The organism is Pseudomonas sp. D47 (assembly GCF_045447305.1).
Classification (GTDB): Bacteria; Pseudomonadota; Gammaproteobacteria; order Pseudomonadales; family Pseudomonadaceae; genus Aquipseudomonas.
On the sequence record NZ_JBJGXU010000019.1, the window covers coordinates 19,395 to 33,403 of the forward strand.

19 protein-coding genes are annotated in these 14,009 nt (G+C 57.6%); 13 read left to right on the top strand and 6 right to left on the bottom strand.

Features of this window, described 5'->3' with window-relative positions:
* The first annotated feature begins 444 nt into the window (after positions 1 to 444).
* The 3 genes from ACI77I_RS14810 (at position 445) to ACI77I_RS14820 (ending at position 2,635) form a co-directional block, all read left to right on the top strand.
* Positions 445 to 1,533, top strand: a complete 1,089-nt coding sequence (locus tag ACI77I_RS14810; protein ID WP_406997834.1) for an asparaginase — start codon at positions 445 to 447, stop codon at positions 1,531 to 1,533.
* Between the two features lie 153 nt (positions 1,534 to 1,686).
* On the top strand, positions 1,687 to 1,938 hold the full coding sequence (locus tag ACI77I_RS14815; protein ID WP_094952241.1) for a DUF1654 domain-containing protein: 252 nt from the start codon (positions 1,687 to 1,689) through the stop codon (positions 1,936 to 1,938).
* A gap of 4 nt (positions 1,939 to 1,942) precedes the next feature.
* Positions 1,943 to 2,635 (top strand): endonuclease, encoded by a 693-nt coding sequence (locus tag ACI77I_RS14820; RefSeq protein ID WP_094952242.1) that lies wholly within the window; start codon positions 1,943 to 1,945, stop codon positions 2,633 to 2,635.
* Positions 2,636 to 2,746: 111 nt separating this feature from the next.
* Here the strand turns inward: ACI77I_RS14820 and ACI77I_RS14825 are convergent, their stop codons facing one another.
* Entirely contained in the window at positions 2,747 to 3,112 is a 366-nt protein-coding gene (locus ACI77I_RS14825; protein ID WP_263275124.1) for an SPOR domain-containing protein, read from the bottom strand.
* Between the two features lie 262 nt (positions 3,113 to 3,374).
* On the opposite strand from ACI77I_RS14825, the gene csrA reads away from it, so the two are divergent.
* The 3 genes from csrA to ACI77I_RS14840 all read left to right on the top strand — a co-directional run bounded on the left by csrA (position 3,375) and on the right by ACI77I_RS14840 (position 4,430).
* Positions 3,375 to 3,569, top strand: coding sequence for a carbon storage regulator CsrA (gene csrA, locus ACI77I_RS14830; protein WP_003192511.1), 195 nt, complete (start codon positions 3,375 to 3,377; stop codon positions 3,567 to 3,569).
* A gap of 207 nt (positions 3,570 to 3,776) precedes the next feature.
* Positions 3,777 to 4,040, top strand: a complete 264-nt coding sequence (locus tag ACI77I_RS14835) for a hypothetical protein (RefSeq protein WP_094952244.1) — start codon at positions 3,777 to 3,779, stop codon at positions 4,038 to 4,040.
* Positions 4,041 to 4,133: 93 nt separating this feature from the next.
* Positions 4,134 to 4,430 (top strand): hypothetical protein, encoded by a 297-nt coding sequence (locus ACI77I_RS14840; protein ID WP_406997835.1) that lies wholly within the window; start codon positions 4,134 to 4,136, stop codon positions 4,428 to 4,430.
* Between the two features lie 18 nt (positions 4,431 to 4,448).
* On the opposite strand, the gene ACI77I_RS14845 is transcribed toward ACI77I_RS14840, so the two are convergent.
* A complete protein-coding gene (locus ACI77I_RS14845) occupies positions 4,449 to 5,126 on the bottom strand; it encodes an HAD family hydrolase (RefSeq protein ID WP_242151082.1) in 678 nt (225 codons plus the stop codon).
* Between the two features lie 217 nt (positions 5,127 to 5,343).
* Here ACI77I_RS14845 and ACI77I_RS14850 point away from each other — a divergent pair, with 217 nt between their 5' ends.
* From ACI77I_RS14850 to ACI77I_RS14870, 5 genes are all read left to right on the top strand, one after another.
* Positions 5,344 to 6,114, top strand: coding sequence for an alpha/beta fold hydrolase (locus tag ACI77I_RS14850; protein WP_406997836.1), 771 nt, complete (start codon positions 5,344 to 5,346; stop codon positions 6,112 to 6,114).
* 112 nt (positions 6,115 to 6,226) lie between these two features.
* A complete protein-coding gene (locus ACI77I_RS14855; RefSeq protein ID WP_094952248.1) occupies positions 6,227 to 6,487 on the top strand; it encodes a DUF2790 domain-containing protein in 261 nt (86 codons plus the stop codon).
* Positions 6,488 to 6,529: 42 nt separating this feature from the next.
* On the top strand, positions 6,530 to 7,201 hold the full coding sequence (locus ACI77I_RS14860) for a heavy metal response regulator transcription factor (RefSeq protein ID WP_094952249.1): 672 nt from the start codon (positions 6,530 to 6,532) through the stop codon (positions 7,199 to 7,201).
* Complete coding sequence (locus ACI77I_RS14865) at positions 7,198 to 8,598, top strand: heavy metal sensor histidine kinase (RefSeq protein WP_406997837.1); 1,401 nt, start codon at positions 7,198 to 7,200, stop codon at positions 8,596 to 8,598. The genes ACI77I_RS14860 and ACI77I_RS14865 overlap by 4 nt, the downstream gene beginning before the upstream one ends.
* A gap of 209 nt (positions 8,599 to 8,807) precedes the next feature.
* A complete protein-coding gene (locus ACI77I_RS14870) occupies positions 8,808 to 9,032 on the top strand; it encodes a hypothetical protein (protein WP_094952251.1) in 225 nt (74 codons plus the stop codon).
* 15 nt (positions 9,033 to 9,047) lie between these two features.
* Here ACI77I_RS14870 and pcp read toward each other — a convergent pair whose 3' ends face one another.
* The 4 genes from pcp to ACI77I_RS14890 all read right to left on the bottom strand — a co-directional run bounded on the left by pcp (position 9,048) and on the right by ACI77I_RS14890 (position 12,023).
* Positions 9,048 to 9,686: a pyroglutamyl-peptidase I gene (gene pcp, locus ACI77I_RS14875; protein WP_094952252.1), complete on the bottom strand. Its 639-nt coding sequence runs from the start codon at positions 9,684 to 9,686 to the stop codon at positions 9,048 to 9,050.
* Between the two features lie 7 nt (positions 9,687 to 9,693).
* Positions 9,694 to 10,644, bottom strand: a complete 951-nt coding sequence (locus tag ACI77I_RS14880) for a DUF979 domain-containing protein (RefSeq protein WP_094952253.1) — start codon at positions 10,642 to 10,644, stop codon at positions 9,694 to 9,696.
* Positions 10,641 to 11,357: a DUF969 domain-containing protein gene (locus tag ACI77I_RS14885; RefSeq protein WP_406997838.1), complete on the bottom strand. Its 717-nt coding sequence runs from the start codon at positions 11,355 to 11,357 to the stop codon at positions 10,641 to 10,643. The genes ACI77I_RS14880 and ACI77I_RS14885 overlap by 4 nt, the downstream gene beginning before the upstream one ends.
* A gap of 240 nt (positions 11,358 to 11,597) precedes the next feature.
* On the bottom strand, positions 11,598 to 12,023 hold the full coding sequence (locus ACI77I_RS14890; protein ID WP_406997839.1) for a GNAT family N-acetyltransferase: 426 nt from the start codon (positions 12,021 to 12,023) through the stop codon (positions 11,598 to 11,600).
* 73 nt (positions 12,024 to 12,096) lie between these two features.
* Here ACI77I_RS14890 and ACI77I_RS14895 point away from each other — a divergent pair, with 73 nt between their 5' ends.
* Both ACI77I_RS14895 and ACI77I_RS14900 read left to right on the top strand, forming a co-directional pair.
* Positions 12,097 to 12,408, top strand: a complete 312-nt coding sequence (locus ACI77I_RS14895) for a hypothetical protein (protein ID WP_406997840.1) — start codon at positions 12,097 to 12,099, stop codon at positions 12,406 to 12,408.
* Between the two features lie 457 nt (positions 12,409 to 12,865).
* Entirely contained in the window at positions 12,866 to 13,822 is a 957-nt protein-coding gene (locus ACI77I_RS14900; RefSeq protein WP_406997841.1) for a tyrosine-type recombinase/integrase, read from the top strand.
* The last annotated feature ends 187 nt before the right edge of the window (positions 13,823 to 14,009 follow it).

Here is a 14,009-nt window from a genome sequence, read left to right on the forward strand (position 1 = left end):
ATCTCGCAAACGTTTGCGTTGTTCAAACTATGAGAACCTTGCCGAGATTTGTCAACGGGTGAAAAACGTCTTTCATCCAAGCCCTTTGGCCTCTGCACCTACGCCCTACCATTGATCTGATTAAACATCGCCCTCCCCCAGTCGTTCTCTAAAGCGACAGGCCGTGACACCCAGGTCATACACAACCTGTCGATATTCCATCGTGGTTTTCGGACAACCGAACGTAATACTGTCTTGTCGTTCGGAAAGCCGGACAGGCGTCTTTCCGATCAATCTGAAAAATCAACATAAATTGTTTTAAATCAACACGTTAAATTATATTTACAGACACAATCGGCTTGGTACAAATCCTGCTCTTTCTCAGCACCTCGGCGGCGTTCAGAACTGCCCGGGTGTTCTAGATGAACCGGCTACAGCACTCATCAAAAGCCAGAGAGAAAAATAATGAAATCTGCACTGAAGACCTTTGTTCCGGGCGCCCTCGCCCTCCTGCTGCTGTTCCCCGTTGCCGCCCAGGCAAAGGACGTTGAAACCAAGACCAAACTGTCCAATGTGGTGATTCTCGCCACCGGCGGCACAATTGCCGGGGCCGGCGCCAGCGCCGCCAACAGCGCTACCTACCAGGCGGCCAAAGTCGGCATCGAGCAGTTGATCGCCGGTGTTCCTGAGCTTAGCCAGATCGCCAATGTGCGCGGCGAGCAAGTGATGCAAATTGCTTCCGAAAGCATCAACAATGAAAACCTGCTGCAACTGGGTCGCCGTGTTGCTGAACTGGTCGACAACAAGGACGTGGACGGCATCGTCATCACCCACGGTACCGACACCCTGGAAGAAACCGCCTACTTCCTGAACTTGGTGGAAAAAACCGACAAGCCAATCGTGGTAGTCGGCTCGATGCGCCCAGGCACCGCGATGTCGGCAGACGGCATGCTCAACCTGTACAACGCCGTGGCCGTGGCCAGCAGCAAAGATGCACGCGGCAAGGGCGTGCTAGTCACCATGAACGACGAGATCCAATCGGGTCGCGACGTCAGCAAGATGATCAACATCAAGACCGAAGCGTTCAAGAGCCCATGGGGCCCACTGGGCATGGTGGTTGAAGGCAAATCCTACTGGTTCCGCCTGCCTGCCAAGCGCCACACCATGGATTCTGAATTCGACATCAAGACCATCAAGAGCCTGCCGGACGTGGAAATCGCCTACGGTTACGGCAACGTGAGCGACACCGCCGTCAAGGCCCTGGCCCAGGCCGGCGCCAAAGCCATCATCCATGCGGGTACCGGCAACGGTTCGGTGTCTTCCAAGGTAGTGCCTGCCCTGCAGGAACTGCGCAAGCAAGGCGTGCAGATCATTCGCTCTTCCCACGTGAATGCCGGCGGTTTCGTACTGCGCAATGCCGAACAGCCTGACGACAAGTACGACTGGGTGGCTGCCCATGACTTGAACCCGCAGAAAGCGCGGATTCTGGCGATGGTTGCCCTGACCAAGACCCAGGACAGCAAAGAGCTGCAACGGATGTTCTGGGAATATTGATTCCTGGTGACACCTGTAGGGGCGAGTTTACTCGCCTCTATCTCCCCACACCGCCCCGCTACAGCCGCCCTCGAATGTCTTGAATTTTAAGCAGTTGCGAAATTCCTCATAGTTAAATACTGTATACACATACAGCAAACTAAGGAATGCTCCGTGGCAAAGTCCTCTTCCGCAGCACCAACCCCACCTGATGCCTACGCAAGCCTGGCCGTTCGCGTGCAAAAAATCATCAATTCGACCAATGCCCAGAAAGCCAAGGCAGCGTTGATCTTCCGTTTGCCGGAGGAACCGGAAGAGGAATGGGCGCGCTTGCTGGAAGAAATTGCAGAGAACGACAACGTCACCCTCGCCTATCGGGACGACGGCGGCGTGCAGATTTTCTGGGTTGTGCCGAAGGAAGATTGATTCAATGAGTGCCCGCTTGACTGCTTTGTTTTGTTTGTTTTTTGCCATCAGCGCCAACGCCCAGGCGCCTCGAACCTTCAGCGAAGCCAAGAAAGTCGCCTGGAAGCTCTACGCCCCACAATCCACGGAGTTTTACTGCGGCTGCAAATACACCGGCAACCGGGTGAATTTGAAAGCCTGCGGTTACATCCCACGCAAAAATGCCAACCGCGCCGCACGTATCGAATGGGAGCATATCGTCCCGGCCTGGCAGATCGGGCACCAGCGCCAGTGCTGGCAGAACGGTGGGCGCAAAAACTGTACGCGCGTTGATGACGTGTTCAAGCGCGCCGAAGCGGACTTGCACAACTTGGTGCCGAGCATCGGTGAGGTTAATGGCGACCGTAACAACTTCAGTTTTGGCTGGCTGCCGGTTCAACGCGGTCAGTACGGCTCATGCCTGACCCAGGTGGACTTCAAGGCCAAGAAGGTCATGCCGCGCCCATCCATTCGCGGGATGATTGCCCGAACGTATTTCTACATGAGCAAACAATACGGCCTGCGCCTGTCCAAACAGGATCGCCAACTGTACGAGGCTTGGAACAAGACTTACCCGGTGCAAGCCTGGGAACGCCAGCGCAACCAAACGGTGGCTTGTGTAATGGGGCGTGGCAATGAGTTTGTCGGCGCAGTGAACCTGAAGGCCTGCGGCGTGTAGGTGCGAGCTTGCGCGCGAAAGACGTCAACGATAACGCGCGTATCTTGGATAAACGCGGCGGCTTTGAGCTTTTCGCGAGCAAGCTCGCTCCTACAATGGCCAGCCCCTACGTTACTGCGCAGTCTTGTGCTCGATAACCTGCGACTCGGTGTCGTTTTTCTTGGCGCGGGCCAGCTTTTCGGTCAATAACGCCTGCTTGGCTTCGGCCTCGGCCTTGCTGGCGAACGGCCCCAGCAATACCTCATCCTTGCCGTCTACCTTCACGATGTAAAAATTGAACCCATGTTCCAGCAACCAGGCGGTCAGGTCAGTGAGTGCCTGCAGCTTGTGGTCCGGCGGCCCGACCCAAACGTCCCATTCCTGAGCGGCAATCGCACCGTTTTGTGGCTGGCTTTCAGTCACGGCAGGCTTGGCCTTGGGCGCTTCGACAGGTTTGCCTTCACCGCAACCAGCCAATGCCAACACCGCCATTGCCATCGCTACTTTACGCACTGCGCTGCTCCTTTAAGGATAAAGAGGCAACTTTATCATTCACTGTCTATTCTGGCCGTCATAAACGTTGGCTTAAACAATGCGAATGATGTATCGCAGACCTGTATGATGCCGGCATGGGAATTAATGTCGCCTCTATGCGTCCTAAAAGAGGCAGTCACAGGGAAGCGCTTAGCAGTAAGCTACACACATCCGACACCTGCCCTGTCTGAAACATGTGTCCTTAAAAGTAATCAAGGAGAAGTCCATGCTTATACTCACCCGCAAAGTCGGTGAAAGCATAAACATCGGTGATGACATTACGATCACCATCCTGGGCGTTAGCGGCCAGCAAGTACGAATCGGCATCAACGCACCCAAGGACGTTGCCGTGCATCGCGAGGAGATTTACCAGCGCATCCAGGCCGGCCTGACTGCACCGGACAAAAACCAGACGCCTTGAAGCGCCCTCAGTAGCCAGCCTTTTCGTTCACTGTAACGGCTGGCGAAGACCCTTTCGGCCTCTTAGCGCTTTCTTGCGCCCAGAGCCTCGTCTCTTCATCGTCAGTACAAGATGAAACCTTCTTCACTCCTGAAACTTGTGGCGGGCTGCACAGCCAAATCTTGTGACCCATTCTGCCGACATCTGAGCGCACTCAGGAGTACGTCGATGAGGCGCACCTCAATGCAACACTTTGTCACCCATTCCTGGATGATCGCACTGCTGATCGCGCTGGTTTTTGCAGGCCTGGAATATGGCTTGAGGTACGAGATTGAAGGTACAAGTGCCAGTGACGCTCCCCCCTGGCTGGACCTGACACTGTTCTTGTGCGGCTACCTGTTTGTGTTCTGTTTAAAGCCAATACAGGTGACCATCCAACGCAAATTGTGCCAGCGAGCCGATCACCGCACACATCAAAAGTCTGTAGGCTGATGGGCGGTAACACGCTATCAAATCGCCGGTATTTACAGCCCCGTAGCAAGATCTGTGCTTGGGCTTGCACGATCAGTCATAGGCATTAAGCAGATGGATACCCTCAGCAAATCCGAGATCGAATCTGCACTGGCAGCCCGTCTGCCCAGCGACAAAATCACCTGTACGCTCCACGCCGACAGCACACTCTCGGCCATCCTGAGTGGCCCGCAGACCGACCATTTTGCGATTACCGGAATCGTGCGCGCGCATTATCACGGCGTCGAAGCGATTGCCCGGCTTGCCAATGAAATCCTCAGGGAGAGGGTGATGTCGCGCCAGGGAATGCGCAGCAACCGGCTGCAAACTTCACCTGATCACACCTCTTCGCAAGAAGGCAAAGACCGGTAACGGCTCGGCTTTTTCGTTTCAGCCCGCGACGTTCTGCAAACACAGCATGCCGTCACCATCGCGCAGGACCTGCACCTGCTCATACCCATTAATAGCAGCATGCTGTGTGACCATCGGCGTCAGGTGCGTCGAAGTCACCACCACTACCGTCGCTCCCGCCGCCTCCCCTGCTCGAATGCCCACCGGCGCATCCTCGAACACCAGGCAGTCCTGCACGGGTACGCCCAGACGCTGCGCGCCCAGCACATAGCAGGCCGGGTCCGGCTTGCCGCGCCCCACATCTTCGGCCGTGACCAGCACCGCCGGCGGGGAAATACCCGCAGCGTGCAGCCTGCGTAAGGCCAGCTCCTTGGGCGCAGAGGTCACCAACGCCCATTGATCGCCGGGCAAACGGTTTAAAAATTCGATGGCGCCGGGAAGCGCAACAACACCCTCGACATCATTCAACTCCGCCTCGGTGATCCACTGCGCTTCAGCCTCAGGATCGACGCCGGGAAGCGCTTGACGGGTAATGGTATCGATGGCCCGCGCACCATGAATAGTGCTCAAGAAGGCCACCACATCCAGGCCGTGGCGTTCAGCCCAGATGCTCCACACCCGCTCAGCAGCAGCGATAGAGTTGAGCAGGGTCCCATCCATATCGAACAGGAAGGCGCGGAAACGTTGGGTAAATACGGCTGGACCGGGACTGGACACTGCTTGGCTTCCTTTTAATCGGTAACAAATGCTGACCCCGATGCAATCTACGGCTCCCCTCCGTGCTTGTAAACGCTGAGCACGAATACCCATTCCAATCCATTACACGCTTGTAATGAAGCTGTAAGTCTTATCAGCACCCTCACTTCATACAGTGGAGTCCTCAGTCACCTACACCGGTTGACGCCGCTTCCCACTGATGAAAAGGGTCCAAGCCATGAAACCTGCCAGCAAACTCTGCCTGATCGCCGCCAGCCTGTTGATACTGGGCACCGGTACCGCCATGGCCAGCACGGTCTCGCCGGTCAAAGCCAACAACGTAGTGCTGGTCCACGGCTCCTGGGCTGACGGTTCAAGCTGGTCCGAGGTGATCACCCGGCTCCAGGCTGCCGGCCTGCACGTGACCGCCGTACAAAACCCGCTGACCTCGGTAGCCGATGACGTCGCCGCCACCCACCGCGTGCTGGACCAACAGGACGGCCCTACCGTGCTGGTCGGCCATTCCTACGCCGGTACCGTGGTCAGCGACGCCGGGGTCGACCCGAAGGTCAGCGCACTGGTGTACGTCGCCGCCCGCGCGCCGGACGCCAACGAAGACTTCGTCGCACTCTCCGCCCAATACCCGACCATGCCAGTGCGTGCCGGCGTGGAGGATCACAACGGCTACCTCACCCTGAACCAGGACGCCTTCCTCAAGTACTTCGCCGCCGACGTGCCGCGCGCCAAGGCGCTGGAGCTGTACGCCGTGCAACAACCGATCACCAAGACGTTGTTCAGCGGCAGCACCGTCAACGCCGCCTGGCACACCAAGCCGTCCTGGTACGCCGTGTCGAGCAACGACCAGACCATCAGCCCAGACCTGGAACGCTTCCTCGCCAAACGCATGAACGCCACCACCCTCGAGCTGCCGTCCAGCCACCTGTCGCTGGTGTCCCACGCCAAGGAAATCACCGACCTGATCCTCGAAGCGTCCGGTCGCCAACCTTAAATCCCTTCATTACGAACTTGTCATGATCCTGTTGGTTGGCTGTTTGGGGCGCCTGGTTACTGTGAACTCACTGCCAAGACCCGGCAGCCAACCCTTAAAGAGAGCTACTGCCATGAAACTGTTTACCTTAGGCTTTGCCGCTTTGCTTGCCAGCGGTTCCGCGTTTGCCGCCGACACAACCCCTGCCACGAGCGTGATCCACGACAAGACCGGTTTTTTCGTGCACCTGGACGTCGATAAAGTGCTGTCGAGCACCGACACCTACGGCCAATGCGGCATCGTCCCCGCCCGCCTCGACTACCTCGACCACCAAGGCCGTGAACATGTGCTGGACTACCAGGTACAGGGCACCGGTTGCGCCAGTGACAATTGATCGGGCTACACTTGCGCCACGCACAGCACCAGGGCATTTCCCATGAACATCCTCGTAGTCGAAGACGAACCCAAGGCCGGCAATTACTTACTCAACGGCCTGCAGGAACTGGGTTACTCCGTGAGCCTTGCCCGTGATGGCGTGGACGGGTTGCACCAGGCGCTGGAAACGCCATTCGACGTGATCGTGCTGGATGTAATGATGCCAAAAATGGACGGTTGGGAAGTGCTGCGCCGCCTGCGCAAAGAAGCCGACACGCCGGTGCTGTTCCTGACCGCCCGTGACGACATCGCCGACCGCATCAAAGGCCTGGAACTGGGCGCCGACGATTACTTGATCAAGCCGTTCTCCTTCGCCGAGCTGGTCGCGCGCTTGCGCACCCTGACCCGTCGCGGCCCGAGCCGCGAAGAAGAACACCTTCACATCGCCGACCTGCAAATCGACGTACTCAAACGTCGCGTCACCCGCGCAGGTACGCGCATCACCCTGACCAATAAGGAGTTCGCCCTGCTGCACCTGTTCGCCACCCATCAAGACCAAGTGCTGTCACGCTCGATGATTGCCTCGCGCGTCTGGGACATGAATTTCGACAGCGACACGAATGTGGTCGATGTCGCCGTGCGGCGACTGCGCCTGAAAATCGATGACCCGTTCCAGCTCAAGTTGATCCACAGCGTGCGCGGCATTGGCTACCGCTTCGACACGCAGCCATGAACACTCGCCGCCACTATTCGCTGACCCTGCGCCTGGCGCTGATCTTCGCCCTGCTCGCCTTCGCCCTGCTGGCCACCCTGGGCGTGGCGCTGTACCGCGAGCTTGAGCGTGAACTGATCAAGCGTGACGACGCGGCGCTGATCTATCGCGCCGACCAGTTGCGCAACCTACTCAACGACAGCAACACCCTGGACCTGATCAAGACCAAGCCGGAGCTGTTCCAGAACATGCTGGGCAACAGCGAGTCGGTGCTAAGCATCGCGGCGCCCGGCCAGAAGCCATTGCTGCTGGTTAACCCAGGCAACATCGACATGCCGTCCGTGCCTCCTGTGCCAAAAGACCATGAACTGGGCTTTTCCGACGTGCACCATTTACCCGGCGTGAACGGCGTACCCTTCGCCACCGTGGCCGCCTCCATCGACTCGGGCGACCTTGGCAGCCTGCAGGTCACCACCGGGCGCTTGATGACCGAACGCACCGCGATGCTCGCCAACTATCGCTTGAGCGTGTTTGTCCTGGCCAGCATCGCAGCGGTCATCCTCGCCTTAGTCGGTTACCTGCTGGTGTACCGTGGGCTGCTGCCATTGCGGCGCCTGGCCACACACGCCCAAGGCATCGGCGTAGGCAACCTGGCCGAACGCCTCGACAGCCACGGCGCGCCGAAAGAGCTGCTGCCGATGATCGACTCGTTCAACACCATGCTCGAGCGGCTGGCCAAGGGTTTTGTGCAGCTGGGCCAGGTGTCCACCGACATGGCTCACGAACTGCGCACGCCGATCAACAACCTGCTGGGCGAAACCCAAGTCGCCTTGCAGCAGAGCCGCACTATCGAGAGCTACCAGCAACTGCTGGCGTCCAACGTCGAAGAGCTCGAACGATTGGCGCGGATGCTCGACAACATGCTGTTCCTTGCCCGCACCGACCCGGCCAGCGCCCTGCGCCAGCGCCAGGAACTCAGTGCGGCGGATGAAGTGCAACGGATGGCTGACTACTTCGACGGGTTGGCGAGCGATGTGGGTATCAGCATTCTCGCGCAGGGCGAAGGGTTGATCTGGGCCGAACCGATGCTGTTGCGCCGGGCGCTGGCAAACTTGTGTGCCAACGCCATCAAATACGGCGCGCCGGGTTCGGAGCTGGTCATTCGAGCGACGCCCACTGCAGAAGGCATCAGCCTGAGCGTCAGCAACAGGGGCGAAAACATCCCCGCCGAGCATCTGCCCAGACTGTTTGAGCGATTCTACCGGGTAGACGAATCACGGGAACGTTCAGCCCAGTCCAATGGGCTGGGGTTATCGATTGTTGCCACCATCATGCAATTGCATAACGGTCGTTACAGCGTCACCAGCCAGGCGGGGGCGACCTGTTTTGAGTTGTTTTTCCCGAGGCGGGAAGCCTGAAAGCCCCGACCAGAACCGTGTGTTATTTTGCAAAAAATTGTCGCTCACAATGAGCGTCGACTCCGACTATTCTTCTTTCCCAAGCGCTATCTCACATTTTGAACAGGTGTAATGCTTTGGAGAGAAAACACTATCAACTCGGTGGGACGAACGCGCTGAACATCCCGGCTCAAGGTAGAGCCGGCGGAGGCAATGACGGAGGTTCAGGTATGGAAAAACGCTTGGGTTTATTGGAGAAGGGGCTGGCTGACATGAAAGAGAAGCTATTCGCCGTTTCAAGCAAAGCAGACTCGTTTGAAAAGCACTTCGCCACCCGAGCGGACCTGGCGACAACGGAGCTGAATCTAATCAAATGGTACGTGGCCACTGCGTTCGCAATGACGGGGCTGGCCTGCGCCATTACCTTTGGCCTGACCCGACTGTTGGCCAGCTAAGATCAGTTCGACAGGTCAGCTGACCTGCCCACCGGTTTGCAGAATATCGACCTGCGTGTCCCAGGCCGCCTGTACCGCAACACGTAAACCTTCAACCAACGTCACCAGCGCCATCGAAGGTTGCGCCGAAACCTCTTGCGGCGGGCTGGGTGGCACATGGATAAAACCACTGCGTATAGCCGTACCGGCAAGCGCATGCTGCAACAGGTAAAACACCTGATTACACACGAATGTCCCGGCCGTCTGCGACACCGATGCAGCAATGCCTGCCTCGCGCACCGCCTTGACCATCGCCTTGATCGGCAACGTAGTGAAGTAGGCCGCCGGCCCTCCGACTATCACCGCTGTGTCGATAGGTTGCGCCCCTAAATTGTCGGGGATGCGGGCATCGTTCACGTTGATCGCCACCCGCTCAATCGAAATATCACCACGCCCGGGCCCTAGCCCCGTGGCAATCACCATCACCGGGCGCAATTCGGCGATGAACTGCGTCAGGCAGTCTCCCGCCGTGGCAAATGCACAGGGCAGTCGACGCGCAACAATTTGCACATCCCCGCCTAATTGCACGCCATCCAACTGGCGCGCGGCCTCCCAGGAGGGGTTGATCAGGTCTTGATCAAAGGGCTCGAAGCCCGTCAACAACACAGTTTGCATCTTGGCCTCACATCAACAGATAGAGCAGGACAATATTGACCACCAGCATCATCAACGCAGTCGGCAGTTGAGCCTTGATGACCGCGTTCTTATCCGGCAACTCCAGCAACGCCGCCGGGACGATATTGAAGTTGGCGGCCATTGGCGTCATCAGCGTACCGCAGTAGCCGGAGAACATGCCGATCGCCGCCATCACCGCCGGGTTACCCCCATAGATACCTACCAGTACCGGCACACCGACTCCGCCGGTCATGACTGGGAAAGCCGCGAAACCATTACCCATAATCACGGTGAACAGCGCCATGCCCAGTACGTAAACCATCACCGCTACCAACTTGAAATCCAGATTGATGTAGGTGGTGGTGACATGGGCGACAGCCGTGCCGACGCCGGCTTCATTGAACAACAACCCGAGCATTGCCAGCATTTGAGGCAACACCATGGCCCAGCCCAGGGCTTCAGTCAGACGTCGGGATTCGCGCAAGGCTTGCACAGGAGTGTCGCGGGTCAGCCAGCACGCCAGGCCCAGCGCGATCAGGCAACCGATGCCCAAGGATACAAACGTCGTGTTTTTGGGGTCCAGCAGCGGCACGCCGCCAATTTCAGTGTGCTTGAGCAGCACCGAGCCAATCACCGTGGTCAGGGGAATCGCCAACGCCGGAATAAACAATTTGTGCCCCAGGCGGGCGGCACTCGCACGGGATGCTTTGTCATGCAGTTCGATGTGCTTGCCACGGCCAACGCCACCCAGGCCCGCAATCAATGCCATCACTACCACGCCGGCACCAATCACCACCGATGGCAGGCGCTCACCGACCAAGAACGGGATGGCAAACAGCAACCAGAACAAGGCGGTGGACCAGCGTTTTGGATGGGTTCGGTCGAACAGAATCATGCCCGCGGTAATCAGCAACAAAACGCCGGCCAGCCAGTACAGGTATTGGATAGAGATGATCATTGCGCAGCCTCCACTGGGGCGGCAGCAGGTGTCATCTCACGGGTGAGCCTTCGATCAAATCGATGCAGGCGAATCGCATGGATGATAAACGCACAAATCGCCGTCGGGATGCCCCACACCGCAATGTGCAACGGCTCCACATCAATTCCCGAGCCCAACAGGAAGGTGTGCATCAGTGCAATCGCGCCAAAGGCGACAAAGATGTCTTCACCGAAAAACAGCCCGACGTTATCGGTCGCCGCACACATGGCCAGCACCTTGTGGCGCACCTTGTCCGGCAACTTGCCGTAGCGTTTTTCTGCCGCACCTTCGGCCATCGGCGCCAGCAGTGGCCGTACCATCTGCGGATGTCCGCCCAGGCTGGTCAGGCCCATGGCCGCCGTGGACTCGCGCACAAACAAGTAGATGATTAACAAACGCCCGACCGTGGCGCGCTCGAAGCGCGCAATCCAGTTCTGCGCATGCAAGCGCAGGCCATGGCGCTCCAGCAGGCCGATGACCGCCAGGGGCAATAACAGGATGAGTTGCAAGGCACGAGTCTGAAGGAAACCATCGCCCATGCTGGCGAGGATTTTTTCCAACGGAAAGTGCGCGGCGAGCCCGGTGGCGATGGCAGCAGCGGTGACCACCAGCAGCGGATTGAAGCGCAAGACGAAGCCAACCACGATGACAAGCACGCCGATCAACGGCCATAGGTTCACAACAGTTTGCATGACGATGAGGTCCTTGAATGCGCGTTGCGGCGCCATTGCAGCAGGATGTGAACAAAGCGTTCACAGCATGAAAGTGGCGTGCAGCCCGGCGCGGTTTTTATTGTTGACCTTGAAGGTCGAGCGTCAGTGGCGGCAACTGTGCTGCTTGGGGGCGGGAGGTGTCCAACAAGAAAAATTGTTGCTGCAAACCAATAAATTTTGTGGATGAATGGCGCCAGGTGATCTGGCGCCGCACGGGATTCAGGCCAGGCGTTTTTGGAAAAAATACCGTTGGTGACCCGGTGGGTAATCGGCAATGTGGCCAACCTCGCTGAAGCCCAGCTTTCGATAGAACCCCGGCGCCTGGAAGCTGAAGGTGTCCAGCCAGATCCCGACACATCCCCGCTGACGGGCCAGGTCTTCAGCGGCGCGCATCAAACGCGTGCCGGTACCTTGTGTGCGCATCTGGTCGGGGATGCTCAAGAGCTCAATGAACAGCCACCCGTAGGAAATCTTCCCGTAGAGGCCACCGACCACTTCCTGGGTGGCGGGGTCGCGCAAGAAAATCCCGACCGTTTCAAACGCCATGTCGCCGGTATGGCTGAGGTTATAGGCCCTCAGCGGTTTGAGGATGGCCTCACGCTCCTCTGCCGTCACGTCGAACGACACCTCCATTGCCAATTCCATTGCAAGCTCCCTGGGTTGAATTCAGTTGCCCGCCAGTATGCCCAATCCGACGCCGGCAATGCAGGCACGGTGATTGGAACGTGCGAGCCCAGGACTGACCCGGATTGGCTTCGCCGATGAGCCCAAAGCGCGCACGAGCGAGGCGTCGGCGCTGTTCAGCATGGCGTTCCATCAGGTCATGGGCTTGAGCGTGTCGATTGCGGCGCTGTTGTTGCGCGCGTCCATCGCGATGAACGGCCATGAGATACAGGCTAGCGCCGGGGATTTTCGGGTGGCGTTCGTCGGCGTGGCGCTGGCTGGGATACTGGGGTTGATTGACGTGTATCGCTTGCCGACGCAGGCCGGGGACAGTGTGCTCAATCGCGTTAAATCGGCTCATTCGTGACGAATCCTGTTACGGACCTATACTCAATAGAGCCACTGCGCGTTTCTGCGCATCGAGCACGGCACTAATGCCGATGAAGAATTGCCGACAATGAGGTAGCCACTATGTACGCCGGACAAATGTATATGGCGACAACGAATGGTGAGATACGCTGCCAGATGGTGGTGCAAATCATCTGCCTGTTATCGGTGGCTACGCTGTTCTGTTGAGCAAATCCCCCGCGTTAAAGCGAGCCGTAAAGCGGCTTGGCGAAGCTTTGCTTGAGTTCCAGACAACAAAAAAGGGCCCACCTTTCGGTGAGCCCTTCTAGACCGCCCAGCAGAGCGGATTTTGTTTGGTAGGCGCGATTGGACTCGAACCAACGACCCCCACCATGTCAAGAGCCCCCCTACTAAGCGCTAGGCCCCGTAGCCTATAGCCCTAAGGAAACGCCCATTCACATTATGAGGCGTCAACCATGGCTAACATTCGCTCCCTTCCCTCTGGTAACTGGAACGCTCAGGTTCGATTGAGAGGAACCCCACCACAGTCCAAAACATTCCCCACTCAAGCCTTGGCCCAAGCATGGGCTGATCAGTTAGAGGCTGTCACCAAGACGCATCAGACGCACACCCTCTACACCCTTGGCGTGACCTATTGCGAAACCATGCTCAAGGGCAAGGGGAGCTATGACCACGCTCTCAAGATTGTTGATCAACTCTTTGCTGCCTTCCCCCAGTCAATCCATGACATCACCCCTCAGTTAGTCAACGACTTCAAGCTGAAGCGTCTACAAACGGTCAAGCCTGCTACCTGTCGCATACAGCTAGCGTTCATGTCCCGTTTCTTCAGGTTCGCCAAGCGTGGCCTGCTCATTGATATTCACAACCCCGTAAGTGACATAGCCCTACCCAAGCCCGACAAGTCTAGTGACAAGGTAATCAGCGCTGGCGAGCTAGGTAAGCTGCTCGACAAGCTCTCCCCCACCATGGCCCTAATTGTGGAGCTGGCCTATGAGACAGCCATGAGACGCTCAGAGATACTCAAGCTCACAACCCAATGCCTTCACCTGGATGAACGTATAGCGGATGTCGTGGATGGTAAGAACGGCACTAGGTCTGTGCCCCTCACAATGCGAGCCATAGAGCTGCTGAGAGAGGCACAACGGTTGGCACAGGCTAACAGGGCACACAGAGGACGACTGTTTATTGTGACGCCTCATGCAGTGTCACAGGCAGTTAGATTGGCAAGGAACAAGGCGGGCCTGGATGATAGCGTCAGACTTCACCAGTTGAGGCACACCCGCATTACCAACGTAGCCAAGAAGGGATTCAACAACGCCCAGATAATGATTGTGTCAGGCCACAGGGATACTAGGTCAGTAGCTAGGTACTCCCACCTGAACGCCAAGGATGTACTCCATCTTATTGATTGAAGCCCCTGTGAGGCGATAGGAGCGACGACAAGCAACTAACTGCCATCCATGTAGCCATGCCCGCCTGTAAGCTCTCACAAGGGCTTACAGCAAGGATAAAGTAAAGGGCGAGTAATGGAATGTGGATGACTCAGAGTTACGGATAGAAACTAATTTGCAGGATGCTTGTAGACCTTTACCTCAGAAA

Coding starts and splice junctions, on each gene's coding strand:
- ACI77I_RS14810 (WP_406997834.1), top strand. CDS start 445: ATGAAATCTGCACTGAAGACCTTTGTTCCGGGCGCCCTCGCCCTCCTG.
- ACI77I_RS14820 (WP_094952242.1), top strand. CDS start 1,943: ATGAGTGCCCGCTTGACTGCTTTGTTTTGTTTGTTTTTTGCCATCAGC.
- ACI77I_RS14825 (WP_263275124.1), bottom strand. CDS start 3,112: ATGGCAATGGCGGTGTTGGCATTGGCTGGTTGCGGTGAAGGCAAACCT.
- csrA (WP_003192511.1), top strand. CDS start 3,375: ATGCTTATACTCACCCGCAAAGTCGGTGAAAGCATAAACATCGGTGAT.
- ACI77I_RS14835 (WP_094952244.1), top strand. CDS start 3,777: ATGAGGCGCACCTCAATGCAACACTTTGTCACCCATTCCTGGATGATC.
- ACI77I_RS14840 (WP_406997835.1), top strand. CDS start 4,134: ATGGATACCCTCAGCAAATCCGAGATCGAATCTGCACTGGCAGCCCGT.
- ACI77I_RS14850 (WP_406997836.1), top strand. CDS start 5,344: ATGAAACCTGCCAGCAAACTCTGCCTGATCGCCGCCAGCCTGTTGATA.
- ACI77I_RS14855 (WP_094952248.1), top strand. CDS start 6,227: ATGAAACTGTTTACCTTAGGCTTTGCCGCTTTGCTTGCCAGCGGTTCC.
- ACI77I_RS14860 (WP_094952249.1), top strand. CDS start 6,530: ATGAACATCCTCGTAGTCGAAGACGAACCCAAGGCCGGCAATTACTTA.
- ACI77I_RS14865 (WP_406997837.1), top strand. CDS start 7,198: ATGAACACTCGCCGCCACTATTCGCTGACCCTGCGCCTGGCGCTGATC.
- ACI77I_RS14870 (WP_094952251.1), top strand. CDS start 8,808: ATGGAAAAACGCTTGGGTTTATTGGAGAAGGGGCTGGCTGACATGAAA.
- pcp (WP_094952252.1), bottom strand. CDS start 9,686: ATGCAAACTGTGTTGTTGACGGGCTTCGAGCCCTTTGATCAAGACCTG.
- ACI77I_RS14880 (WP_094952253.1), bottom strand. CDS start 10,644: ATGATCATCTCTATCCAATACCTGTACTGGCTGGCCGGCGTTTTGTTG.
- ACI77I_RS14885 (WP_406997838.1), bottom strand. CDS start 11,357: ATGCAAACTGTTGTGAACCTATGGCCGTTGATCGGCGTGCTTGTCATC.
- ACI77I_RS14890 (WP_406997839.1), bottom strand. CDS start 12,023: ATGGAATTGGCAATGGAGGTGTCGTTCGACGTGACGGCAGAGGAGCGT.
- ACI77I_RS14900 (WP_406997841.1), top strand. CDS start 12,866: ATGGCTAACATTCGCTCCCTTCCCTCTGGTAACTGGAACGCTCAGGTT.